Source organism: Brevibacillus brevis (genome assembly GCF_022026395.1).
Taxonomy (GTDB): Bacteria; Bacillota; Bacilli; order Brevibacillales; family Brevibacillaceae; genus Brevibacillus.
Genome location: NZ_CP041767.1, coordinates 471,468 through 496,475, shown reverse-complemented (window position 1 = coordinate 496,475; position 25,008 = coordinate 471,468). Strand labels below are relative to the sequence as shown.

Genomic DNA, 25,008 nt, shown 5'->3' with positions numbered 1-25,008 from the left:
TATATATTTTTTAAATATGTTTTAGAATGATTTAATAAATTTTTATTTATTTATAAAGAGAATTAATGAATTGTAAAATATGTTGATCGATAAATAAATTTTCCAAAACATTCCTACCCCAATATCCCTAAGAAAAACCGCATGATATCAAGCTTTTTCAGAGGTGAGGATTAAAACCTCATTTATTGATATCTTTTTTCATTCACCCAATTTTATTCACATTCAGTAAAATGACAATAGTATTTTAATTTATAATTTTATAATTTCTAATATCACCTTCAATCCTCTGGTCGATTCTTTTCACTTAAAATGGTTTACAAAAAAAAGAAGAGTGCCGTAGCACCCTTCCTTTATCACAACAAGCTATGCGCTTTTTCTTATTGAATGTCTGCCCATTTCCAGTCTGCGAAACCGAGACCGTCGAGGACTACACCTTTTACTTTGTCTTTTTTCACATAAGAATGTGTGTAGTAGTAGATTGGAGCTGCTGGCATTTCGTCCATGAAAATAGCTTCTGCTTGTGCCAGGATTTGTTTGCGTTTTTCTGGGTCCTTTTCCAGAGCAGATTGGTTCAGCAGCTCTTTGTACTTCGGATTTTCCCATTTCGTGTCGTTGTTGCCGCCATCTTTGTCCTTGAACAGGTCCAAGAACGTGTATGGATCGTTGTAGTCACCAGTCCAGCTGGAACGTGCGATTTGGAATTTACCTTGGTTCACATCTTCCAAGAATACTTTCCATTCCTTGTTCTCCAGCTTAACATCTACGCCGAGTGCTTTTTTCCATTGGTCTTGGATCGCTTCGGCAATTTTCTTGTGACCTTCAGACGTGTTGAAGGAAAGAGTCAGGGTAGGCATTTTGGTAATGCCTTCTTCCTTCATACCTTCTTCCAGCAATTTTTTCGCTGCTTCTACATCGCCGTCTTTGAAGTAAGGGCTTGTTGCCACTGCCATTGTTGGCGGGATCAGACCCATAGCTGGCTCTTGGTTTGCTTGCGTGATGTTGTCGATGATCGATTTACGATCGATAGCATAAGCAAACGCCTTACGGATTTTCGCGTTGTTGAACGGCGGAACTTCCGTATTGAATTTGTACAAGTACGTACCCGCGATCGGGCGTGTTTGCATTTGACCGGATTCTTTCAATGCAGGAATCGCATCGGTAGGAAGTGCGCTCAGAGGCGCTCCGGACCAATCCAAATCGTCATTGTCGAACATGGACAGCTCAGTATTTGCATCTTCAACCATGGAGAAGTTGAGCTTGTCGAGTTTTACAGCGTCTTTATCCCAGTAGGTATCGCTCTTCACGAGAACCAATTTGCTCTTATGTTCCCATGTTTCCATTTTGAATGGACCGTTACCCACGTGAGTTTTTGCTTCGCCTGCCCATTTATCGCTGCCTTCCACTACTTTTTGGTTAACTGGGTAGTACGTATAGAACGCAGTCAGCTCCAAGAAGAATGGTGTTGGGTTCTTCAAAGTTACGACGAGTGTTTTATCGTCTTTCGCTTTTACGCCAACATCATCAGCTTTTGCTTTACCCTTGTTGTATTCTTCTGCATTTTTCAGGTAATACAATTGGTAGGAGTAGTTAGATGCTGTCTTCGGATTGAGCGCTCGCTTCCAAGCGAATTCAAAATCCTTTGCAGTAACTGGATCTCCATTGCTCCATTTGCTGTCACGCAGGGTGAATGTATAAGTAAGGCCATCTTCGGATACGTCAATTTTTTCTGCTACAGATGGATGTGGTTTGCCATCTTCGCCAATACGAGTGAGACCATCAAATGTTGCACGCAGAACCGCACTGGAAGTAGAATCCTCAGCCAATGCAGGGTCAGCAGTTGGTGGCTCGGACATCATGTTCATTCTCAATTCTTTAGGACCACTTGTTTGCTCACCAGCAGGTTTGCTACCTTGCTCGCCTGCTTTCTCGCCGCCGCCACAGCCTGCCAGCGCCGCACTCAGAACCAGAATAGAACTCATTGCTGCAAAAACGCTTTTTTTCACGGTGTTGACCCCCTCTTTTTCTATCGGTAAAGATTCCTTGAAAGCTACTCCACAAATATACTGCATTTTTAGTAATATTGAAGACATTTTAAGTAAAATTAATTATGTTTTATGGAAACATCAAATTCTATTAAAGGAAATAAAAATGGTAGTTTCATCATGATGAAGTATGCCTCGTACATAAAAAATTATGCAGCAAGAAAACAACCCCTCCAGCCAGAAGGCGAAGGGGTTCACTATGATTAAATTTGTGCTCGTCGATACTCGTTCGGCGCTACACCGACGATTGCTCGAAAATCTCGAATGAAGTGAGAGTGATCGTAGTAGCCTAGAGAGGTAGACAGATCCAGCCAATCCTGGACCGTACCTTGATCAATCTGCTCGGCTGCTTCATGCAATCTGTATCGTTGGATAACCGACTTCGGGCTAACCCCTACATAACGGTCAAACAAGCGCTGCATCGTCCTCATGTTCATACCGGTCAACTGTACCGCATCCTCGACCCTGAGTACGGATCGGTCTGCCTGGATCATCCTGACGATTTCACTGATACGCGCTACATTCGGGTCAGGCTTTGGCAAATGTTCGAATAGAAAGGCTTCTACCCTTTTCCTCATTTGCTCATCATCTGGCAGGCTTAGCACTTCTTTCTCAAGCGGGTCGGTGGCAACACCAAATACGGCTTCCAGACTCGTAGAAGTTCCGCTCAGCTTTGATATCGGAGCATTCAGAAACGGATAAAAACCTCCGGGCCTGAATTTTACTCCGAACACCTTACCTTGTCCCTCTAAAAGATGCGAGGAAGTCGTGCGGGCTACACCAAAAATACCAGTCGCTCCTTTTTCAAACACCAGATTCACATTGGGATGAGCCAGTACGGTTTGCAAGTAAGGAAGTTCCTTACGCAAATCCCACCGGACGACCCAGTAATGCTGCACGAAGTAGCTGATTTCAGCAGATGGCTCGTATCTGGCCAGCGAAAATTTTTTCTGTCCAATCATGGCATGCAGTACACCCTTTGGGAACTTGGCAGTCTGATTTTCCAAGGTGCGCCTCCTGTCGTGTTTTTACAATACACACTACCGATTTCTTCTTATAGTAAGAGTAGTAGTTGGGAAACTTGATTACAATTCCCAAATGAAAAAATCAGGGGGTAAAACGATGGATCTTCGCTTCGATTTCTACATTGGTGCTACGCCAGAGCAGGTCTGGCATGTCCTTACTTCCGATGAAGGCGTAAAGAGTACTTTCTTTGGCTGTACGATCCGTTCAACTTTTCAAGTAGGCGATGAGATGGCCTACGTTGGTCCGGGAAAAGACGGTGACGACACGGTGCATGTATACGGGAAAATCTTGCAGTTTGAACCTCATCACATTTTCAGTTTCACTGAACATCCTGGTCCTGCCTATTACGAGAATCATGCGGAATTGCAGACTCGCGTCACCATTACCTTAGAGCCGGTTGGCGGCTGCACCAAACTGACACTGATTCAGGATCAATGGACAAAAGACCATCCCTCCCACGCAAGTGCCAGCAGCAATTGGCCAATGATGCTCTCGTCGATCAAGACGTATGCGGAGACAGGCAAGACACTTGATTTTGGCTACTAATACAAAAGAATCCCGAGTCCAGCAATTTCGTTGGCCTCGGGATTTTTGTTCTATTCGTTACTCTGTCATCTCTGCCCACTTCAGGTCGATAAATCCGAGTCCATCCACTTGAACGCCTTTCACCTTGTCACTTTGCACCCACACATCCACATCCGTGAACAGCGGGATTAACGGCATGGCATCCATAAAGATTTGTTCAGCCTCTGCAAATAGTTGCTTGCGTTTCTCTGGGTCAATTTCAACCGATGACTGTTTCAGCAGCTCTTGGTAGCGGGGATCTTCCCAGCCCGTGTCGTTGTTGCCTGTTTTACCATCCCGGAACATTTCCAGGTAGTTCATTGGATCATTAAAGTCTGCATTCCAACCGATACGGCCCATCTCGTAATTGAGTTCGTGCATATCCTGCAAATGAACGGCGGACTCTTTCACCATGATCTTTATATCAATGCCGAGCTTTTGTTTCCATTGGTCCTGAATCGCTTCGGCAATTTTCTTATGTCTATCGCTTGGATTGTAAGACAAGGTGATCGGAGGCAGCGTTGTCATGTTGAGCTCCCTCATGCCTTCTTCCAGCAGCTTTTTCGCTGTTTCTACATCATTATCCTTGAAGTATCCGTCTTTTTTGATAATCATGGATTGCGGCAGCATCCCCATCGTTGGCACCTGTCCGACTTGTGTGATGTTATCTACGATGGTTTGACGATCTACCGAGTATGCCAGTGCTTTACGAATTTTCACATTGCTGAGCGGCCCTTTTGTCGTATTCATCTTGTACCAATACATCGTTGCTTTTGGATGAACAACGAGTTTGCCCGACTCTTTTAGTGACGGAATCGCATCGGTGGGAAGTCCACCGAGCGGCTGGCCTGCCCAATCCAGCTCACCGTTCTCGAACATGGACAGGGCTGTATTATCGTCCTCGATCATCGCAAACTCAATGCGATCGAGCTTTACTACGTCTTTATCCCAGTAGTGCTCATTCTTTTCAAGCACGATCTTGCTCTTGTGCTCCCACGCTGTCATCTTAAATGGACCGTTGCTTACGTGCGTCGCCGCTTCGTTTGCCCATTTCGGATTGGCCTCCACTACTTTTTTGTTAACCGGGTAGTATGTGTAGAAAGCCGTCAGCTCCAGAAAGTAAGGCGTTGGATTCTCCAGCGTGACTTCCAGTGTTTTGTCATCGAGAGCCTTTGCACCGAGTTCGTCGGGTTTCATCTTGCCTTCGTGAATCAGCTTCGCATTTTTAATGTAGTACAGCTGATAGGCATACTCGGCACCAAATGTCTTGCCGAGTGCACGCTTCCATGCATACACGAAGTCATGGGCAGTGACTGGATCTCCATTGCTCCACTTGGAGTCGCGAAGCGTGAACGTATACACCAGTTTGTCATCCGAGAGCTTCACATCGGATGCTACTGAGTTCACTGGCTTAGCATTTGCATCGAAACGCGTCAAGCCATCAAAAGTAGCACGGATGATCGCTCCCGAAGTGGCATCCTTCGCAAGACCGGGGTCCGCTGTCGAAGGCTCACTCACAATGTTCGCCCGAAATACCTGCGGCCTTGCATTTGCAGGCTTTTCAGCTGATGCTGCGGTTCCCTCAGCCGGAGGGGTTGTCGTTGATGGCTGCGTACTCGTCGAACATCCAGCTAACATGCTTCCGGCGACCAGCATCGCGCCAAGAAACAACTTGAGATTTCTATTCATCAGAAAATTCCCCCTTATCTATATTTTCCCACTTCAAACACAATATACTCGACGGGAAATAAGTTGAAAACGGGGACGAGATAGATTTAACTAAATTTTATAAAAATTCACTATATTATTAATAAAAATGAAACCCAACCAGCTTTGGAGGCCAGTTGGGTTTCTTTGATTGATCAATTATTTCTTCATTAGAACGCTGGAATAATCGCGCCTTTGTATTCATCTTCAATGAACTTTTTCACTTCAGGTGAGTTCAGTTCTTTTGCCAGCTTTTGAATGGCTTCGGAATCCTTGTTGTCAGGACGAGCTACCAAGAAGTTTGCGTATGGAGAATCTTTATCTTCAATAAACAGAGCGTCTTTCGTTGGAACAAGCTTTGCTTCCAGCGCGTAGTTCGTATTGATCAACGCCAGATCTACTTCTTCCAGAACGCGCGGCAGCATTGCTGCTTCTACTTCTTTGAATTTCAGGTTTTTCTTGTTCTCAACAACGTCTTTCACTGTACCGCTGATGCCAGCGCCTTCTTTCAGTTTGATCACGCCGTTTTTCTCCAAGAGTGCGAGTGCGCGACCGCTGTTTGTTGGGTCGTTTGGCAGCGCGATTGTTGCGCCATCAGCTAATTCGTCAACAGATTTTATTTTTTTGCTGTAAGCTCCGAATGGCTCAATGTGTACAGGCACTACTGGCACCAGGTTCATGTTTTGTCCTTTATTGAAATCTTCCAAGTAAGGCTTGTGCTGGAAGAAGTTTGCGTCGAGTTGTTTTTCGTTCACTTGAACGTTAGGCTGTACGTAATCAGTGAACTCTTGGACTTCCAGGTTCACGCCTTGTTCTTTCAGTTTTGGTTGAATAAATTTCAAGATTGCTGCATGTGGAACGGGAGAAGCGCCTACCTTCAATGTTACTTCCTTTTGTCCGCCTTGTGCGCCGCCTTCAGCTGGAGCAGGTGCTGTTTCCGTTTTGCCTCCGCAAGCTGCCAAAGAAAATGCCAATACAGTAGAAAGTACAGATACGACTAGCTTTTTCATGAATGATTTCCCCCTTGCATGTATTTCATCTTATTTTTTGAAAATCTATATGGAAAGATCCTATTTGCGGCTGAATTTCAGAACCAGACGGTCCCCCAGCGATTGTAAGATCTGTACCATCACCAGCAAAATAACAACAGTCACAATCATGACATCGGTTTGGAAACGCTGATAACCGTATCGGATCGCCAAGTCACCCAAACCACCGCCGCCAATTACCCCAGACATTGCCGTGTAGGAGACCAGTGTTACCGTCGTGATCGTAATACCTGCGATCAGACCTGACCTAGACTCTGGCAAAAGGACATTCCAGACGATCTGCCAATTGGAAGCACCCATAGATTGTGCGGCCTCGATCACGCCTTTATCAATCTCACGCAGAGAGGTTTCCACCAAACGTGCGAAAAATGGAGCGGCCCCAAACACGAGCGGCGGAATGGCACCCAGTACACCGAGTGAGGTTCCTACGAGCATTTTCGTCACAGGAATCAGCAAGATCATCAAAATGATAAATGGTACCGAGCGCAATACGTTGACAACGAATGATGCGATCGTATAAAAAGTGCGGTTTTGCAAAAGCTGTCCGCGAGAAGTCAAAAACAGAATGATGCCCAACGGCAAACCAATCAGGACGGTAAACAGGGTGGAAAAGCCAAGCATCGTGAGCGTGTCCATCGTACCTTCGCCGATTTCAGCCCAATCCACATTTTCGAATGTCCAGTCCATTTATATCACCTCTACTTCCAAGCCACGTTGGCGCAGCGTCTCGATGGTCTTTTGATTCTGTGCGACATCGCCTTCCAGCTCGATCACCAACTGACCATACGGCGTATCTTTCATGCGGGAGATTGTTCCCTGCAAAATACTGAACACCGTACCGGTCTCTTGCATCGTTTGGAACAGGATCGGCTGGTACGTTTTTTCTCCGAGGAAGGTGACACGAGCAATCGTGCGGTTCCCCGAGGCTTTTTCGTGCTCGACTGCTTCGCGCAGCTCTGTAGAATCTGCTACTTGTTCCACGAATTCTTGTGTTGTTGGATGCTTCGGACGAAGGAATACATCCAGTACGTTACCCGACTCGACGATCTTTCCTCCATCAATCACGCCGACACGATCACAAATAGAGCGAATGACGTGCATCTCGTGAGTAATCAACACTATGGTCAAGCCCAGCTTGCGGTTGATGTCCAAGAGCAGTCCCAGAATGGAGTTCGTCGTCTGCGGATCGAGAGCCGATGTAGCTTCGTCACAGAGCAGCACTTTTGGATCATTCGCGAGCGCACGGGCGATCCCGACACGCTGCTTCTGTCCGCCAGACAGCTGGGACGGATATTTGTCCTTATGTGCCTCCAAGCCCACCAGCTTCAGCAGTTCGTTTACTTTCTTATCAATCTCTGCCTTTGGACGCTTTGCCAGCTTGAGCGGAAAAGCGACATTTTCGCCGACTGTCGAAGAAGACAGCAAGTTGAAGTGCTGAAAAATCATGCCGATTGAGCGGCGCTTTTCTTGCAGCTTCCCTTCATCCAGCTTTGTCAAATCGACGCCGTCCACAATAACTTCCCCTGAAGTTGGGCGCTCTAGCAAATTGATGCATCGGATCAATGTACTTTTCCCGGCACCCGAATGTCCAATGATCCCGTAAATTTCGCCTTGCTCTATGGAAAGGTCGATCCCCGTTAACGCTGGGATGGTTTTACCTTGAACTTGATAGCTTTTATGCAAATGACGCAGTTGGATCAACGCATCCACCTCCCGACCATAATCTTGATAAAAATATGAAAACCCCTTTTTCATAAACGAAAAAGGGGCTGCAACGCAATGTATACGTTCGCATCCACCCTTCTCATCTACACAAGATCCAAACAATCCTGTAGGAATTGGCACCGCGACGTTCATTCGAAAATGAACCGGCTGCCGGGCTTCATAGGGCCTGTCCCTCCGCCTCTCTTGATAAGAAAGATATCTACGTATATTATGTTCGTTTTTTCTATTTCTTGATGATACAAAACGGATTATATCCTTTTTGAAAATATCACGTCAATAGTAATAGCAGGAAAAAGTTTTTTAATCCATGACGCCGTTGCGTATTATGGTCGACTTTACGTGAAAGTGAAATGTCGCATCTTTGAACATCTTTCTCCATTCGGCCTGCGTCATATTTGCCTTCCCTCTTCTATTTGAACGATACACGATCCCGAACCCAGCTGGATCGACATTGAGGTCCTGCAATTTGTGGACTACTTTCTGCAGTTCTTTTCCGAGCTCTTCTTCCAGTGCATGTTCCATGATTTTCATCAACCTTGCATTCTCTAGCTTCAGCGGGAGGGTTAATTCCAAAATCCGCGCATTTAATCGGATGTAAATATCAAAGATCGGGGGAGATACTTGGGTCAGCTCGATTTTTGAATGGCTGGAAATCGTATCAAAGACAAGCTGCACACGATCATTTTTACTTCCGTGATTCTTGTGCACCTCGCCAAAAATATGAGCAGGGACAGAAGTATCGTAGCTCCCAATCCTGAATTTGCCATGCATGAGCTTGATTAAAAAGGCTTCCTTTGGTGTGATCCACCCTACATAACGCTCCCCTTGAAATAATGCGATACCCTTGATTTGCAGCTCATTTCCCTTTTTTGCAATAAACGGCATGATCGGGTCGATTCCTTTGTCATAATAAGCTCGAAAAAACTCATGCATGGTGGAAGACGGAATTTTTTCCCCTTCAATATTTTGCTCAATCATACGGTATAGATAGATTCCGATATTCCCTGCTTCAGAATAGGGATACGTTAACATATCATATGTTTCGCCTTCGAAAAGGCAAAGATAAACCCTGCTGGAAATAGAGGAATCCCGATACAACGTGTCAACGATACTGCCAAGTCCACGCTTTGCCAATTTTTCACTGTAGAGTGCGACACGTATTTGCCCACCCAATACTCTTTTATCTGATTGTAAATTGATCCGATCCCGAATTCCCTTGCTGGTTTCACCGGTGGCTGAAAAAACTTGTATCTTTTCTTTCGCCTCCGGATTAATGGAGGGCATGATTGCTGTCCCCCGAATGTTTCCATCCTTTAACAGATCATAGCCGACAGACGTGGCAAGTCCTGTCTCATCAAAAATTTGCCGATCTGAACAGCCTGCCAGAACAAGGACACATGAACACCACAAGGCAAAAAGACGCTTGGGCAGCATCAGGCACTCTCTCCTTTGCTGGTTGGTTTCGCCCTTTGCTTTCGTTGCTTCAGCCAGACCATCAGGTACAAAAAATAGGGGTACACGTATATAATGTACAGGGTTATATGCGAGTAAATATTCGTCATCCGACTCATCTCCTGCCTGGAAAGCAGCGACAAGGAGGCTACATAAATCACGGGTATAATCCAATACAACGAATGACGTAGATTGAATCCGAACAAGCGCTTGAGACCTCGGGCAGAAGCCCACAAATACAGCATGATATTCGGCAAGATCACGAGAAGCCATAACGAAATGACAACCAGCTCAAACCTTTCCAGAATAGGGAGGTACACCATCTTTTGCATATTGAGTGTCGCCCAGATCGTTCTCATGAGCTGGCCCTGACTAAAAAAGACCAGCGCCACAATCATAACTAGCAAATAGATCAGATACGTCACCAGCACCCCCAACTGTACACTTTTTTGTACCCTCTCTTTATTTTGTACATATGGATAGGCAACGTAGAGGATCTCAAAGCCGGCACTGGTCAAAGACATGGCAATCATTCCATTGAAAAGGTTCTCCAGGCTGGTGTCCATGATGGGAAACAAATATTCCCACCTGGCAAATTTCAAGGGGAAATATAACTCAAATATCATCCATATCGTGACCATAAAGGAGAACAATGCATAGCCTGCGATGACTCTTATCCCCCCTACGACTGTGTAAAACGCTAGAAACAGGATGATTCCTGACAGAACCCACGTCGGTAAATTCGGAAACATCCAGGTTTGGACAACTTCAATGTAGGTGCGTAAAATGACTCCAGCCGACACAAAAAAATAGGTCAAATAAATGATGCTAATGCCTGTTCCCAGCCACTTTCCAAACACATCTTCCTGAATTCCGTAAATATCGGCTGAGGGGTATTTTTGCAAGGTCTTGTTAATGGTCATCACCGTAAGATGAGTAAACAAGGCAGCGAGTACGACAGATATCCAAGCATCGTGCCCCGCTTCCTTGGCAATGATTCGTTGGAAGCCCAAAATGCCCATCCCTAACTGCGTGCCATGCACAAGAACCCCTGCAAGAAATGCCGTTATCGTATTGTCCTTGCTTACATCGATGTTGATCTTCATAGCCGCCTCGCTCACTCGTCAATGTCTTTCTTCTCTTTGGCTCTATCCCTGTCAAAGCGTGATATTCGTTTTGGGTTAAAAAACTTGAGCCGTTCCGAAAGGGAGGATAAGGGAGCGCGTATAAAGCCATCCTTCCAATCTGAAAATCGCACGGGATAAATCGGGTACATATAAGGACGGCCCAGACTGGTCTGGCGAAGCAAATGACTGGCTAAAAAACTAAATCCGACCACAATGCCTAATGCACCCAGTACACCTGCCAGCAAAATCATCGGAAAACGAACCACCCGGATTGTAGAGCCGATCATATAGCTAGGCGCGATAAAGGATGACAAAGCCCCGAGGGCAACGATAATAATCAAGATATTGCTGGTGAATCCGGCCTGAACGATAGCTTGTCCGATAACAATACCGCCTACAATACCAATCGTCTGACCGACCTTGGTCGGCAGCCTCGCTCCCGCTTCCCGCAAAAGCTCAATGATCAGCTCCATCAAGATGGCCTCCCACAGTGGTGGAAACGGTACCCGAGAGCGCGATTGCGCGAGAGAAAGCAACAGATCAGCTGGAATCATCTCGTAATGATAGGTCAGCGCAGCCACGTAGATCGGGGTCAGGATCAGGGACAAAATCATGGCAAAGATTCGCATGAGCCTGTTAAAAGTAGCGAGACTCCAGCGCAAGTAATAGTCATCTGGCGACTGAAAAAATTGTAATAGGGTGGTGGGGCCGAGTAAAGCAAACGGGCTCCCCTCCACGAGTATGGCAATCTGCCCTTGTCGCAAACCGTGTACGACTCGGTCTGGACGCTCTGTTTGTTGAAGAGTAGGAAATAATGACTTCTCATTGTCTGCGATATGCTGAGCCAGTATGGTAGAATCCAGACTGGTGTCCAATTCCAGATGATTAATCCGTTGACGCACCGTATTCACATTTTCCTCATCTACCGTCCCAATCATATACAGCATCGACACATTCATCGGTATGGTTTTCCCCACTCTCAATCGTTCATGGAACAATCTAGGGGTAGACATATATTTGCGAATGATGCAGATGTTCACATTCAGTTCTTCTACAAAGGCGATCTGTGGGCCGAGTACAACGGTTTCGATTTCTGGTGCTTGAATGTTTCTGCCAACTGAGCCATCACTGGGGAACGCCAAGCCATAGGACGATTCCTCCACTTGAATGACAATATGACCGCTGAGTAAACGCTCAATGGCTTCCCCTTCATCGAAGACTCGGCTGCTGCTAGACGCTCCTAGGTGCTGAGCAATCACTTCAATCCCGCTTTCCTCCAAACAAATCTCGCGTAGCTTCGGGATGAGCTCACTGTAAACAACTTTGGCATCCGCCATGGTCGATAAAAAGAAAAGTAGCACGCGGCCCTCAGGCTCATCAATATGTTCAGTGACCAAGTCGCTAGTATGTGAAAACCAATTGCGCGCACTCTCTCGATCCATCGACACTGTCACCTCAGTACTTAGAAAATCATGGTTAGTCTTTCCTAAAAAATACAAAAAAAACAGCACGCTTAGTTTTGCGTGCTGCTTTTCTTTTCTCCCACGGTTTGATCCGTTGCTTCTGTAGGAGGAGCGATTTTTTCCTGGATAAACGACTGAACCTGATCGACATCCGGAACCAGAACTGAACCTGCGCGGTGCGATTCGCGGAACATCCCCATTGGCGGCAACTGATAGTTACCTGGCTCTAACGTATTCAATTTTAATCCGAGTGCAGACAGCTTGAGCATGTCCACCGAGCTAATATTGGTTTGAACATACGGTGTTACTTCCTTCAAAATGGTAGGAAGCTGCATCAACGTCGTACCATTTTTCATCTGATCTACGACTGCCGTCATTAATTTCCGCTGACGCTCGGTCCGTGTATAATCGGAGGTCGCATCATGGCGGAAACGGACATACTGCAATGCTTTGTCTCCATCCAGCTTTTGCAGACCTTTTTTCAGATTAATATCGTAGACACCCTTGTCAGTCGGGTCATGATAGTACATGTTTTTTTCTACATCGATCTCGACTCCGCCTACTGCATCAATCAGAGCCTTGAAGCCTTCAAAGTCAGTAATCACGTAACGATCTACCGGAAGTCCAGTGAACTGGCTAACCGTTTCCATTGCCAGCTCAGGTCCGCCTTCTACAATCGCAGAGTTGATCCGCGAGCTACCTTTACCAGGAATATCTACATACGTATCACGCAGGATTGAAAACATATCATAACGTTTCCCCATAGGATCGATGCTGACCAGCATCATGGAGTCAGAACGAGGAAGCCCGTTATTTTTCATTCCTCTGCGGTCTACTCCCATCAGCAGGATGTTGACACGTTCCTTGCCATCCCACTCTGGTATTTCTGCTGCTTTGGTTGGATTCCCACCACTAGGCGGTGCGATATTGGGCTCTTGAATATTTTGAGTAAATTGATAAAAAGAGTATCCGTAATATCCAGCTGTCGCAGCCATCACGACAAGCAAAAGAAGCAACACTCGTTTCCATATTTTCATAAAGTCCACCTTTATTCTCTCTATCCTCAGTTGATGTCATCTCTCCACTTTGATTAGTATACTCGAATTTGCGGAAAGTGGAGCAGCCTTTATTTGGGTACCTGCGACATTATAAACATTTTAATTTACAAAGTTCAGAATATTGACTATACTATTCTTATCCTTAATGGTAAGGGGTGCATTCGCGTGATATCACCGTCCGCTTTCCTCAATCGCTATCCACGTGAGGCCATTTTCTTCCTCATCGCCAGCTTTATTAACTCCTCCGGGAGCGCTTTTATGTGGCCGCTTACTACCTTATACGTACATACCATTTTGCAACGCTCCATGACAGAAGCCGGATTCGTCTTGATGATCCAATCTCTGGCTGGAATCTTCGGCCAATTCATCGGCGGATCGTTGTTTCATCGACTCGGTGCCAAACGTCTTATTGTCGGAGCATTGATTATTCAAGGACTTATTCAGTTTTCCATTCCTTTCGTTCAGAGCTGGCCTGTCTACCTGATTCTTATGATGGGGCTTGGTTTTACCTTCAACCTGTCATTCCCGGCTATTCAAGCATTTATCGGTTTTCGCTGGAAAGAGCAGCGTCGCGAATTATTTAACATCGTCTACGTCGGCAATAATTTGGGGATGGCAATCGGAACCGCGTTGGCTGGCGTCATTGCCACTTTATCCTTCCAGCTTACTTTTTGGTTCAACAGCACGAGCACCTTATTGTTTGCCTTGTTCTTCTTCCTTTTTATGAAGAATATATCCCATCAGGAGCTGGTCGGGGAAAACCAGGAAGAACAACAAAAGCACCGCGTGAAGAACAACTTTACCCTGCTATTCCGCTACCAATTGTACTTGTTTATGGCCCTGGGCGCAGCATTGATTTTCTTTTCCAATACGGTATGGAATACAGGTGTCGCTCCTTATATTACCGAACAAGGCATGCCGCTGTCTTCGTATAGCTGGCTGTGGACCATCAACGGGATTATCATTTTTGCCGGGCAGCCCATCACTTCCTGGATCAAGCGGCTGTTGAATCAGAGCTTGTCTGCCCAACTCGTCGTCAGTGCCATCGCGTATGCTGTCGGTTTTGGGTGTATGCTGGCTTACCACGGTAGTTATTACGCATTTGTTGTCGGAATGGTTATCACTACATTTGGAGAAATGCTCATCTCGCCTACTATCCCTACTTTTATATCGGAAAAAACCGGAGAGAATGCACCCTTTTATTTGGGGGTCGTAGGGGCGATTACAACTGGTGGAAGGCTCTTGGGGCCGCTGGCTATGGGGTTCATGTATGACCATGGCGGAATTCATCCAGCTCTGTTCTTGGCAACACTTGTCTCTGCGGGTTCGGTCCTGCTCTGTCTGTTACATGCTTATTTTCAACGGGAAAAACAAGCAGAGGTTGCTAAATACTGATTTCAATTGCAAAAAAGCCGCCCGATCCTTTTTCAGGAACTGGCGGCTTTTTGGTTACACTACTTCTTTTCTTCCTTAATGGATACTTCCCAATCTGCCTTATGCTCTTTGTACATCGCGTTGAAACCAACCGTCAGTTCCTTCACATCTGCATTTTCACTCCAAACCTTCAGTTGGCCTGTGATGTTCGATGTGCCGTCCTCATTGACTGTCTGGTCGAATAAGAAATTGCCCCCTTCATCATTCCCCTTATCATCGGACACCTTCCACTCGTATGGAACTCCGACAATATCTTTGGCAAACTTGCCCTCTACTTCAATTGTGTAAACCGTAATATCATCTTCCATTTCCTTCTTCACGGATTTAAAAGTAAATTCATTTCCGTCACTTTTTACAGTGATCGGTTTCTTTTTCAGTTCAACCAATGGCAGCTTTGTCTGGAGCGTTGACTTTTCTGCTGTATAGACTGCATCGAGCTTCAGTGTCAGGTTCTTGGCCGGGTCTATTGGCATGTACGAATGAACCCAACTCGTCAATGGTTCCCTTCTTGTATAGTCCATGTGCGAGTAACTCCCCGCACCATAACTCTCGGCTATCATAACGAGATTGTCATCCCTTTCATCGTCGTGCATCATGTCATCCCATTTGCCCACTACGGTACCCGTTTCATCCACGAGCTCGTAACGAATGCCCTGTAGTTTTCTATCTGGCTTGCTGGTCGTAAACTTCAGCTCCGTACCAGTAGGGGCGAAGCGCGCTTCCTTTAACTCCACTGTGGTCCCGGTCGGAGTTTCTAACTGCTTGTTCACCGCTACTGTTTTCATGGCTGCTTTTGCTGGTCGCATATCAATCGGGATATCGAAATTCCACGTGCCTTTCGTATCTGTCAGGCGCTTCACGCGCATTTCCAAAATCAATTCGTCCGGCATTGGATTCGCTTCATTAAAGAAATCGTCCATATCGCTTTGGTAGCCGAAGGCGAAGTTTTCACCGTTCGGCAGGGGCAGCCAGCGCAGCAATTCCTGCGATTTATCATCTATTCTCGTGATTACTTTGCCATTTTTATCTTTCAGTCGAACTTCCCTGAATTCATTCAAATTGTCGCTTGAAATGAACGTGAACTGATCCTTCCAGAACGAAGGAAGTTTTTTGCCTGACGAGTCCTTCACAGAGCCCAGAACTATGATACGCAAGGGATCAGCTACAACCGCATTGATTTCCATGGTCAGCCCTTGGTCTGTCGCCTTCAAGTCAAGCGGCTGTACAAACCCGTTTTCTGCCGCTTTCAGTACGCCAATGTCCGTCTGCTTTTTATCAAACAGGTTGACTACTTGTTTCGCATTGTAAGGCCCTTTTGTTACCGTTATCTCACTCGGATTGATCGATGCATAGATCCCATTCATATAGCTCGCAAACGTAGGAGAAACTGCTGTTCCGAATGTGACTACCATAGCCAACCCTGCAACTGCAATCGTTGTTTTCTTCACAATATCCACACTCCGCTTTTTCCAATTTATTTGAACCGGTTGTTTTTGAACGGGTTTGAGCACGTTCATCGGGTATGCGGGGAGCTTTTCCATGACATTTTGGATTGTTGATCCCGTCTGCCATACATCTTCTGTTTCATCATCGGCTGTATCCAGTTCATCCAAATATTGCTCAAACTTGATCTGGCACGCGCTGCATGTATCCAGATGCCGTTGTACGTCTTGTTTCACTCGCAAAGGAAGCTTGTCTTCCAAATACGCGTTCAGCATGAATGTATCCAAGCATGTCATAGGTAGAGGTCCCCTCCTTTCCCCGAATTCGTTATGGCATTTTTGAGCTTGGCCCTGCCTCTGGAAAGACGTGTTCGCACCGTACTGATGGGAACATCCAGCTCCTCGCTAATTTCTTCGTAGCTCAAAAATTGGAGGTAACGCAGTTCCAGGACGACGCGGTATTTGGACTCCAGGGTCATCATTCGATTTTGCAAAAAGGCCCTCTGCTCCTTAGCAAGGTACTCCATTTCAGGTGTTTGGCTGGTAGCCACTTCGATCTCTGCATCCGTAACCGCAATCGATCTTTTCCTGTTACGCAGTTCATCGAAGCAATAATTGGTGGCAATCCTGTAGAGCCAGGCACCAAATTCATAGCTTTTGCTGTAGTCACCCAAATGGTAATACACTTTGATAAAGATCTCCTGAGCCATGTCCTGCTCAAGATGCGGCTGTCCGATCATCTTGCGAATGAGCAATCTGACCCTTTTGTTATATTTTTGTATGATCTGAGAATACGCCTCTTTGTTCCCTTGGAGGACCTCCTCAATGATCAGCCTGTCGTCCTGCATCTGTCTTCCTCCCCATATCAAAACCTGTATCGAGGGCTACAGGTTCAAAAAGGTACGCTGCGCAGCTATCACCTTTTTGCTTGTACACCTTAATACGACGGAAAATGGTGGAAAAAGATCGCAACTTTTTTTGAAAAATATTTATGGAAGTCAAATAATCGATGAATAAAGTCTCCCATCGACAGGTACCAAAAAAGCTGCCGAGGGTATCTCGACAGCTAATGAAACAATGGCAATGATATTCAGTTGGTTCTTTTTCTCACGGGTGGGCAGGTAAGTGACTTTCCGTTGTCTTTCGGACCAAGACTGATGATGTACGGTACCGCTACATGGCTCCACTCTACCGGATTCGGTGCGGTGTCCACATCTTCTGGTGAGCATGAACGGAGCATAGAAGTATCGATACTGCCTCCTGGATCAAGCGTCACTGCCGCCATTCCCTCAGGCAATTCGGCTGCCAATGATTGCGTCAATCCTTCGATAGCGAACTTCGAAGCGCAGTACGGCGATAAAAACGCTTCCCCGTATCTTCCCCAATACGAGCTGATATTGACGACGACTCCTCCTTTTGCGCGCTGAACCATAAACGGTAAAAAGGCGCGAATCACATAGAAAACACCATTCACATTGATGTCCATTACTCTTGAAAACTCATTTGCTGCAAGCCCAATGACTGGACTGTTCCGGTTTATAATGGAGGCATTGTTAATCAACAGATCGGGAACTCCCACCTCGGCTTTGATTTCCTCTGCCCACTTTTCCACTTGCTCCATGACCGAAACGTCGACAACAGAAAAATGATGCTGATCTCCGAATTGCCGACGCAATCCTTGCACTTCTTTTTCCGAACGACCGCAGCCTGCAACTGTCCAGCCTGCTTCGTGAAAACGCTCGACCATTTCCCTGCCCAAACCACGTGTCACGCCTGTAATCACTACCAGCTTGTTCATTTTCTCTCCCCCTCCATTATTATACTTATTAAATATTTTAGTATAATAACTAAAGGAAATCAATCCCAATAAGTTTGATTTTGGGCTGTAGTGGTGGGGAGGAAACAGGAGAAAACGCTCAGATTCTAGGTCCACCCACTGGGGGATTGACTGCCCGACTCCATGCAAAAAGCGAAACCGCGTCCAAAGTAGTTCTTTCATGATGTGTTTCAGAGGTGGACGCTTAAGAGCGTGTTTCGCTTTTTGCATGGAGTCTCGGTCGGTGTCCCTAAGATCTTCGCTGTTTTCTCCTGTTTCCTCTACGAGCTTTCCCTGTTTAAACGGGCTTTAAAAGATTTAAAAGAATGAAGAAATGTCATCAGTAACGACAGAGAAGAATATTTCCAGGCGTAGCGACTTGTGGAGTCCTACCGAGCGGAGAAGGGATTAGCGGGCAACAGAAACGCAACCGTGCCCATACGGCGTAGCGGCTACCACTTTTGCGTTTCCCCGCGAATCCCTTCGGAGCGGACAGTCTTAACCCTCAGATGGACGGAGCCTGGAGCCTAGACTGGAAATATTCTTCTCTTCACTACAGCCCCATTTCAAACGATTACTAACACCAAGTCTGTAAAAAAAGACACCCGTTACCGGGCGCCTCTTAATGTTTCGCATTTCTTATTTGTAAGTGTCGTAAGCGTTGGTCAACAGGCCAGCGATTGTTGCCAGTTCGTTGTTCTCGATCTGATGACGCTCGATCATGGTCATGATTTTGCCGTCTTTCATGATCGCGAAGGAAGGGGAAGATGGAGCATAGCCTTCGAAATACTCACGAGCTTTTGCAGTTGCTTCCTTGTCTTGACCAGCGAATACAGTGAAGATGTTATCCGGCTTGGTAGTGTGGTTCAAGGAATGTACAACTGCTGGACGAGCGAGTCCTGCTGCGCAGCCACAAACCGAGTTCACGACAACCAGTGTCAGGCCTTTTGCATTTGGCAGTGCTTGCTCTACTTCTTCAGCAGTGCGAAGCTCTTGAAAACCGTTGCGAGTCAACTCATCGCGCATCGGTTGAATGACTTGGCTCATATATGCTTCATAAGACATCATTGGGCAACTCTCCTTTTTATCACGAAGTTCAACTTACTTATTATTATACCCCGACCGCGCCTACCCGAGAAAGCAGGAGCTACACTTCCATCAAAATGGTAAGAATCATTGGGTTACGGCCTGTTTTTTCATAAATGAACGGCTTGATCACTTCATTAATTTGTGACTTCAGCTCAGACCATTCCTTGATTTTCTTATCCAATGCTTCCTGTAGGCGCCCACGAACAAGCTGTGTCGCTTCCTGAATCAAGGATTCTGAACCGCGTACGTATACGAAGCCGCGGCTCACGATATCTGGGCCCGTCAAAATTTTGAAGTTCTTCATATCCAGGCTGACAACCACGACCATCAAGCCATCCTCAGCCAAATGCTTGCGGTCGCGCAGGACGATATTGCCGACGTCGCCGATACCGCTGCCATCAATGAGAACAATCCCTGCTTGTACTTTACTGAGCCACGCTTTTTCGCGGTTGCAATTCAGCACTTCGCCGTTGTCCATAATAAAGATGTTGCTCTCCTCGATCCCAACCTGTTGGGCCAGCTTGGAGTGAGTCTTGAGCATCCGGTATTCCCCGTGGATCGGGATAAAATATTTCGGACGAATGAAGTTCAGCATGAGCTTCAACTCTTCGCTGCTGCCATGACCCGATGCGTGAATATCAAATTCGTGACTCAATACTACGTTAGCACCTGCACGGTACAGCTTGTCTATCGTGCGGCTTACGTTGATCGTGTTTCCTGGAATCGGAGATGCAGAAATGATCACCGTATCTTCCGGATAAATGGAAACAGTGCGATGCGATCCGGATGCAATCCGGGTCAACGCTGCCATCGGCTCACCTTGACTGCCTGTGCAAATAATCAGCACTTGGTTGTCCGCGTAATTATCGATGTGCTTAATATCAATCAGCATGCCCTCTGGCATCTGAATATAGCCAAGCTCTTGACCAATCAAGAATACCTTTTCCATACTGCGGCCAATAACCGCTACTTTGCGATTGCACTGCTCTGCAGCATCTACCACTTGCTGCAGACGATGCACGTTGGAAGCGAAGGTAGCCAGAATGATGCGTCCACGCGCTTTGCGTACCACATCGAGAATCCCTTCCCCTACCGATCTCTCTGACATCGTAAATCCAGGACGCTCACTGTTCGTACTATCGGACAAAAGCGCCAAAACATCTCCGCTCGCACCAATGCGTGCAATTTTTCCGTACTCCGTTGTTTGTCCGACTGGTGTCATGTCAAACTTGAAGTCACCCGTGTGAATGACCATACCCTCTGGTGTATGGAGCACAATTCCCAGAGAATCTGGAATACTGTGGTTCGTCCGGAAGAATGTCGCCTTCAGCTTCGCAAATGGAATTTCCGTATCTTCCGAAATCGGAATCAGCTTCACTTCATTTTGCAAACGATGCTCTTCCAGCTTCGCCTTGACCAAGCCCAGGGTCAGACGACCACCGTAAATCGGCACCTTGATTTGCCGTAAAATATAAGGAATCGCGCCAATGTGATCCTCATGTCCGTGCGTTAACAAAAGTGCTTTGATCTTGTGCTGGTTGTCCACTAAATAGGAAACATCTGGGATAACCAGATCGATACCGAACATTTCGTTCTCGGGGAATTTCACCCCGCAGTCAATGATGATGATTTCGTCCTCATACTCGACGCAGTACATATTTTTTCCGATCTCGCCGAGGCCGCCCATCGCGAAAATCTTAACGTCGCTCAAACTCTTTCCTCCTAACATCGTCGTGCATGATTATGGGAATCCGAACCAAGCATGCCATTCTTATTATATCACAACGTAAGACGTTCGTTTCACCCAGTCTTGTCTATTCCACACATTCATCTTCGGTCAATAATCGAATACTGATACTCCAAATCGGCAACTCGTTCATCGGTAACGACACTAGCTCTCGCCCACAAGTCGTGCTTCGCATAAGAATCGCCCGTCCATACCTCCGTAATTTCTCCTGAAGAGAGTTGTAGTGGTACGGCCTCGACTTCTTTTAATACGGCACCGCTTTTGTTTTTCAATCGCAACTTCAAATCGATCTCCAACGGCTGGTCCGACTGATTCCGTACCAAAATGAGGCTTGAATAAGGATACCCGGCACAATTTTTCGTACACTCTTGTCTGCTGTATACGAGGGCGAGGTCAATGGGCTTCTCATTGTCCATCTTCGCCTCTTTCCACTGGTCTTTTGCTTTTTGTACGACGATAACGTACTCCGCTTTCTTCAAAAAGGGACCCATCCCTAAAAAGGCAGCAGCAAAAAAACTAAACAAACCAAAAGCTGTGCATAGAAAAACGAGGTTCATCTTCCAGAACTGTTTTCTCATCGTGATCAAAAAGCCAATATACAGGAGGATACAAACAAACACCAACAGGATACAAAAATAGAAAAATACCTCCAAGTCGGCCTCCGTGGGCAGCACCGGAATACCATACTTCATTTGCCAATATACATTCGCGGCAAAGCAGCCCCCGTAAATCAATACGGCTGAAGCAATCGTGAGCCCCCATTTTTTCCAGAAAGGAGGCTTTTGGAAAATCGCCGCAAGAACCCCCACTAACACAGGAACGCCAAATAAGGGAATGAGCAAGTAATGCATCGAATACCTCCCGCACTTCATTGTCATTATTTTCTACGAATCATATTCCGAAAAGTCTTCAAAATACATGGCAAGCCATTTCGAAAAGGAGAGGGATCAGCAAGTGCAAACCGCTCGTCGCCTATTTCGCTATCGGAACATGATGCCCCTTCTCTCTATCGTACTTTTCCTCTTCATCTTTCAGACGGTCCCTACCTACGCCCAGCCTTCCTATGCAAAATGGGGCAGACTCGCAATGCAGGAAACGATGAAGCGATATCCAAGCGCTCAAATTGTGGATTACCTGCATCTCGGACGAAAACAAAAAACGCCCACCACGTCGGAAGAGACGTTTAAGCTCTTGCTTCAAGAAAGCAATCGCAGGTGGGCGTTACTCGTTCATATTGAATTCGTGAATCAGACAGAAGAAGTCGTAAACATCTCCTATGAGGAGACCCGCTAGTCAGCGAGCTGTACCATCTCTTTCATCATGACATCCAGTTCCATGTTGGCTGCCATCCCGTATGCGCGGCGCATGTTTCCATCTCCATCCACCAGGAACATGCGAGCTGTATGGGAATAAGAACCATCTGGCTCCTTAATGACCATCAGACCAAAATCCTTCGTCACTTTCTCTACAGCCTGAGCGTCCCCACGCAGGAACTTCCAGCCACTCTGATCTGCCTTGAACTTGGCTGCATACTCCTGCAAGACTTCCGGCGTATCGTTATCAGGGTCAAAAGAAATGGAAACAAACTCCACTTTGTCTCCGAACAGTCCCTTTTCCTTCAGCTGATCTTGCAGCTTGGCCATGTTGAACGTAGTCGCCGGACAAATATCCGGGCACTTGGTAAACATAAACTCTACCAATCGTACCTTGCCAGCACTTGAATGAAATGTGTAGGTTGTTCCGTCACTGTTGTCCAAGGTGAAGTCCGCGATCGGCTTCAACACTTCGATCTTCTCTTCTGTCATGTAATTATAACCAAATACTCCGATGATAGCCAAAAGGATAATACCAGCTAACACAGGAAACCAATGTTTTTTCATTGCAGATTCCTGCTGCAATTGTGCTCCTTCACTCACGGGTTGCTACCTCCCTGCTTGTCCCATGCGTGATGCCTCCTGATTACACACGGGAGGCATTCACACTGTTTCTATCACATCTTACTGTTCCACTTCACCTGGCCATGCGAGCATGCCGCCAACCATATTTGCCACGTCGTATCCTTGTGCACTCAAATACTCTGTTGCTGTATTGCTTCTGGCACCACTGCGGCAAACCATCACAATCGGAATGTTCTTATCCAATTCATCAATGCGATGTGGCAAAAAGCCGAGCGGGATCAGCTTTGCCTCTTTAATGTGACCTGCATTCCACTCTTCCACTTCACGTACATCAATGACTTGCAGTTCCTCTTTGGCTTCCAGCTTTTCCAACAGCTCTTGTGGTGTAATTTCCTTTACTCCATGGCTCATCGCTATTTATCCTCCTATATGTACAATCAGATCAGTTGTAACCACCTCCATGATATCACACGCTTTTTTACTTTTCTAACGCGAAGAGCACTTGGCTTCACCATGCATCCATACTCCCCATTTTCTACCATTATCTCCTATTTCGCTGCGGCAATAGCCACACGGGTTGTGAACAGCTTGAGACAAAACCGTTACAAATTAATGGCATGGGTGAACCACCTTCATTCATATATACATAAAAACCTCCCCGATAACTGTATATTTATCGTTGACAGCAAGGTTTTATTTTCATACAATTACGACAACAATTGTTTTCATCAAGAGCGGTGGAGGGACAGGCCCTACGAAGCCCGGCAACCAGCAGACTAGCTGCATGGTGCCAATTCCTGCAGAATCCAGTGATTCTGAGAGATGAACAAAAGCCCGTGCATGATGGAGCTTCTTCTTCTCAGGAGAATGCTCCGTTTTTTTATTTGCCGATTCCCCATAGTAAAAGGAGAGATGGACATGTCCGATCAACAACAATGGAAGCCAGAAACACTTGCGGTACACGGTGGACAGGAGGTTGACCCTGTAACAGGCTCGCGTGCTGTTCCGATCTATCAGACGACCTCCTATGTTTTCCGCGATACGGAGCATGCAGCCAACCTGTTTGGCTTAAAAGAGTTTGGGAACATCTATACACGTATCATGAATCCCACCCAGGATGTGTTTGAGAAGCGCGTTGCCTTACTTGAAGGTGGTGTTGGCGCACTCGCAACCGCATCCGGGCAAGCTGCCATTACATTCGCGATCTTAAATATTGCGCATGCAGGAGACGAGATCGTCGCTTCCAGCAGCCTCTACGGCGGTACCTACAACCTGTTCGCCCACACGCTTCCCCGCCTTGGAATCAAGGTTCATTTTGCAGATCAATCCAATCCGGAAAATTTCCGGTCCTATATCAATGAAAAGACAAAAGCCGTGTTTTGCGAGACAATCGGCAACCCGCGCATTGATGTCGCTGATATCGAGGCGATCGCCCATATTGCTCACGAAAATGGAGTGCCTTTGATCGTGGACAACACCTTTGCAACTCCGATTTTGTGCCGTCCTTTTGAGCACGGGGCCGATATCGTCGTGCACTCCACCACCAAATTCATCGGCGGCCACGGAACGGCAATTGGCGGTATCATTGTAGACTCTGGAAAATTCGACTGGAACAACGGAAAATTCCCAGGGCTGACTACACCAGACCCCAGCTATCATGGCGTCGTCTATACAGAAGCAGTCGGTCCGCTTGCCTATATTATCAAGGCCCGTGTTCAGCTCCAGCGAGATATCGGAGCAGCAGTCGCCCCAATCAACTCCTTCTTGTTCCTGCAAGGATTAGAAACTCTGCATCTGCGCATCGAGCGGCATAGCCAAAACGCCTTGGCAGTAGCCCAATTCCTTGCCAATCACTCTGCCGTAGAGTGGGTGAGTTATCCGGGATTGGAGTCAGACTCCCAGCGTGAATTGGCCCAAAAATATTTGCCAAAAGGTGCTGGCGCGATTCTGACCTTTGGCATTCGCGGTGGCGTTGAGGCAGGAAAAACATTGATCGAGTCAGTGAAGCTGTTCTCCCATCTCGCAAATGTCGGAGATTCCAAGTCACTCATCATTCACCCAGCGAGCACAACACATCAGCAGATGACGGAAGAAGAGCAGGCAGCAGCCGGAGTGACCCCGGGACTTATTCGCCTCTCCGTCGGCACAGAATCCATTGACGATATCATTTCCGATTTGGAGCAAGCCCTGCAGCGTGCGCTGCAATTATCCACGGTAGGTTAACCATACCTTTACAGAAAGAAGAATCACGTCATCTCTTTGGATAGAGATTTTGTGATTCTTCTTTTCCTTTTCTATTTTTGTTCGAAAAATATTGAATTTAACATTCGGTATTTATAAAATACAATCATGCACAAATTTTGGAAGGA

General features: G+C 46.5%; 22 protein-coding genes and 2 riboswitches. Of the genes, 4 read left to right on the top strand and 18 right to left on the bottom strand.

Annotated elements, in window-relative coordinates:
- Positions 1-377: 377 nt before the first annotated feature.
- Both FO446_RS02690 and FO446_RS02685 read right to left on the bottom strand, forming a co-directional pair.
- The gene (locus FO446_RS02690) at positions 378-2,003 is read right to left on the bottom strand and encodes a peptide ABC transporter substrate-binding protein (RefSeq protein ID WP_173611909.1); all 1,626 of its coding nucleotides are present in this window, start codon (positions 2,001-2,003) and stop codon (positions 378-380) included.
- A gap of 242 nt (positions 2,004-2,245) precedes the next feature.
- Complete coding sequence (locus tag FO446_RS02685) at positions 2,246-3,049, bottom strand: helix-turn-helix domain-containing protein (protein WP_237899865.1); 804 nt, start codon at positions 3,047-3,049, stop codon at positions 2,246-2,248.
- A gap of 115 nt (positions 3,050-3,164) precedes the next feature.
- Between FO446_RS02685 and FO446_RS02680 the strand changes: the two genes are divergently transcribed.
- Positions 3,165-3,614 (top strand): SRPBCC family protein, encoded by a 450-nt coding sequence (locus FO446_RS02680; RefSeq protein WP_173611907.1) that lies wholly within the window; start codon positions 3,165-3,167, stop codon positions 3,612-3,614.
- A 57-nt stretch (positions 3,615-3,671) separates the two neighbouring features.
- Here FO446_RS02680 and FO446_RS02675 read toward each other — a convergent pair whose 3' ends face one another.
- From FO446_RS02675 to FO446_RS02640, 8 genes are all read right to left on the bottom strand, one after another.
- The gene (locus tag FO446_RS02675; RefSeq protein WP_173611906.1) at positions 3,672-5,321 is read right to left on the bottom strand and encodes a peptide ABC transporter substrate-binding protein; all 1,650 of its coding nucleotides are present in this window, start codon (positions 5,319-5,321) and stop codon (positions 3,672-3,674) included.
- 188 nt (positions 5,322-5,509) lie between these two features.
- A complete protein-coding gene (locus FO446_RS02670) occupies positions 5,510-6,349 on the bottom strand; it encodes a MetQ/NlpA family ABC transporter substrate-binding protein (protein ID WP_173611905.1) in 840 nt (279 codons plus the stop codon).
- Positions 6,350-6,409: 60 nt separating this feature from the next.
- Positions 6,410-7,075, bottom strand: a complete 666-nt coding sequence (locus tag FO446_RS02665) for a methionine ABC transporter permease (protein WP_173611904.1) — start codon at positions 7,073-7,075, stop codon at positions 6,410-6,412.
- Complete coding sequence (locus tag FO446_RS02660) at positions 7,076-8,089, bottom strand: methionine ABC transporter ATP-binding protein (RefSeq protein WP_173611903.1); 1,014 nt, start codon at positions 8,087-8,089, stop codon at positions 7,076-7,078.
- A 100-nt stretch (positions 8,090-8,189) separates the two neighbouring features.
- Positions 8,190-8,306: riboswitch (SAM riboswitch) on the bottom strand.
- Between the two features lie 107 nt (positions 8,307-8,413).
- Positions 8,414-9,547 (bottom strand): Ger(x)C family spore germination protein, encoded by a 1,134-nt coding sequence (locus FO446_RS02655; protein ID WP_173611902.1) that lies wholly within the window; start codon positions 9,545-9,547, stop codon positions 8,414-8,416.
- On the bottom strand, positions 9,547-10,671 hold the full coding sequence (locus FO446_RS02650) for a GerAB/ArcD/ProY family transporter (RefSeq protein ID WP_173611901.1): 1,125 nt from the start codon (positions 10,669-10,671) through the stop codon (positions 9,547-9,549). The genes FO446_RS02655 and FO446_RS02650 overlap by 1 nt, the downstream gene beginning before the upstream one ends.
- Positions 10,672-10,682: 11 nt before the next feature.
- Complete coding sequence (locus FO446_RS02645) at positions 10,683-12,134, bottom strand: spore germination protein (protein ID WP_173611900.1); 1,452 nt, start codon at positions 12,132-12,134, stop codon at positions 10,683-10,685.
- 71 nt (positions 12,135-12,205) lie between these two features.
- Positions 12,206-13,192, bottom strand: a complete 987-nt coding sequence (locus tag FO446_RS02640; RefSeq protein WP_173611899.1) for an LCP family protein — start codon at positions 13,190-13,192, stop codon at positions 12,206-12,208.
- Between the two features lie 186 nt (positions 13,193-13,378).
- Between FO446_RS02640 and FO446_RS02635 the strand changes: the two genes are divergently transcribed.
- Positions 13,379-14,608: an MFS transporter gene (locus FO446_RS02635; RefSeq protein WP_221866640.1), complete on the top strand. Its 1,230-nt coding sequence runs from the start codon at positions 13,379-13,381 to the stop codon at positions 14,606-14,608.
- Between the two features lie 59 nt (positions 14,609-14,667).
- Here FO446_RS02635 and FO446_RS02630 read toward each other — a convergent pair whose 3' ends face one another.
- The 6 genes from FO446_RS02630 to FO446_RS02605 all read right to left on the bottom strand — a co-directional run bounded on the left by FO446_RS02630 (position 14,668) and on the right by FO446_RS02605 (position 21,592).
- Entirely contained in the window at positions 14,668-16,386 is a 1,719-nt protein-coding gene (locus tag FO446_RS02630; RefSeq protein ID WP_237899863.1) for a DUF4179 domain-containing protein, read from the bottom strand.
- Positions 16,383-16,937 carry an RNA polymerase sigma factor gene (locus tag FO446_RS02625; RefSeq protein ID WP_232774183.1) on the bottom strand — a complete coding sequence of 185 codons (555 nt, stop codon included), beginning with the start codon at positions 16,935-16,937 and terminating at the stop codon, positions 16,383-16,385. Before FO446_RS02625 ends, FO446_RS02630 begins: the two co-directional genes overlap by 4 nt.
- A gap of 242 nt (positions 16,938-17,179) precedes the next feature.
- Positions 17,180-17,887 carry an SDR family oxidoreductase gene (locus tag FO446_RS02620; protein WP_237899861.1) on the bottom strand — a complete coding sequence of 236 codons (708 nt, stop codon included), beginning with the start codon at positions 17,885-17,887 and terminating at the stop codon, positions 17,180-17,182.
- Between the two features lie 657 nt (positions 17,888-18,544).
- The gene (locus tag FO446_RS02615) at positions 18,545-18,973 is read right to left on the bottom strand and encodes a BrxA/BrxB family bacilliredoxin (protein WP_173611894.1); all 429 of its coding nucleotides are present in this window, start codon (positions 18,971-18,973) and stop codon (positions 18,545-18,547) included.
- 79 nt (positions 18,974-19,052) lie between these two features.
- The gene (rnjA, locus tag FO446_RS02610; RefSeq protein WP_047073943.1) at positions 19,053-20,723 is read right to left on the bottom strand and encodes a ribonuclease J1; all 1,671 of its coding nucleotides are present in this window, start codon (positions 20,721-20,723) and stop codon (positions 19,053-19,055) included.
- Positions 20,724-20,821: 98 nt separating this feature from the next.
- On the bottom strand, positions 20,822-21,592 hold the full coding sequence (locus FO446_RS02605) for a hypothetical protein (RefSeq protein ID WP_237899860.1): 771 nt from the start codon (positions 21,590-21,592) through the stop codon (positions 20,822-20,824).
- A 103-nt stretch (positions 21,593-21,695) separates the two neighbouring features.
- On the opposite strand from FO446_RS02605, the gene FO446_RS02600 reads away from it, so the two are divergent.
- Positions 21,696-22,034, top strand: coding sequence for a YqzG/YhdC family protein (locus FO446_RS02600; RefSeq protein ID WP_173611892.1), 339 nt, complete (start codon positions 21,696-21,698; stop codon positions 22,032-22,034).
- Here FO446_RS02600 and FO446_RS02595 read toward each other — a convergent pair.
- Entirely contained in the window at positions 22,031-22,657 is a 627-nt protein-coding gene (locus FO446_RS02595) for an SCO family protein (RefSeq protein ID WP_232774180.1), read from the bottom strand. The two genes, FO446_RS02600 and FO446_RS02595, sit on opposite strands and share 4 nt — an antisense overlap.
- A gap of 81 nt (positions 22,658-22,738) precedes the next feature.
- A complete protein-coding gene (locus tag FO446_RS02590) occupies positions 22,739-23,050 on the bottom strand; it encodes a rhodanese-like domain-containing protein (RefSeq protein WP_173611890.1) in 312 nt (103 codons plus the stop codon).
- A gap of 311 nt (positions 23,051-23,361) precedes the next feature.
- Positions 23,362-23,468, top strand: a riboswitch (SAM riboswitch).
- A gap of 89 nt (positions 23,469-23,557) precedes the next feature.
- On the opposite strand from FO446_RS02590, the gene FO446_RS02585 reads away from it, so the two are divergent.
- The gene (locus FO446_RS02585; RefSeq protein ID WP_232774179.1) at positions 23,558-24,862 is read left to right on the top strand and encodes a homocysteine synthase; all 1,305 of its coding nucleotides are present in this window, start codon (positions 23,558-23,560) and stop codon (positions 24,860-24,862) included.
- The last annotated feature ends 146 nt before the right edge of the window (positions 24,863-25,008 follow it).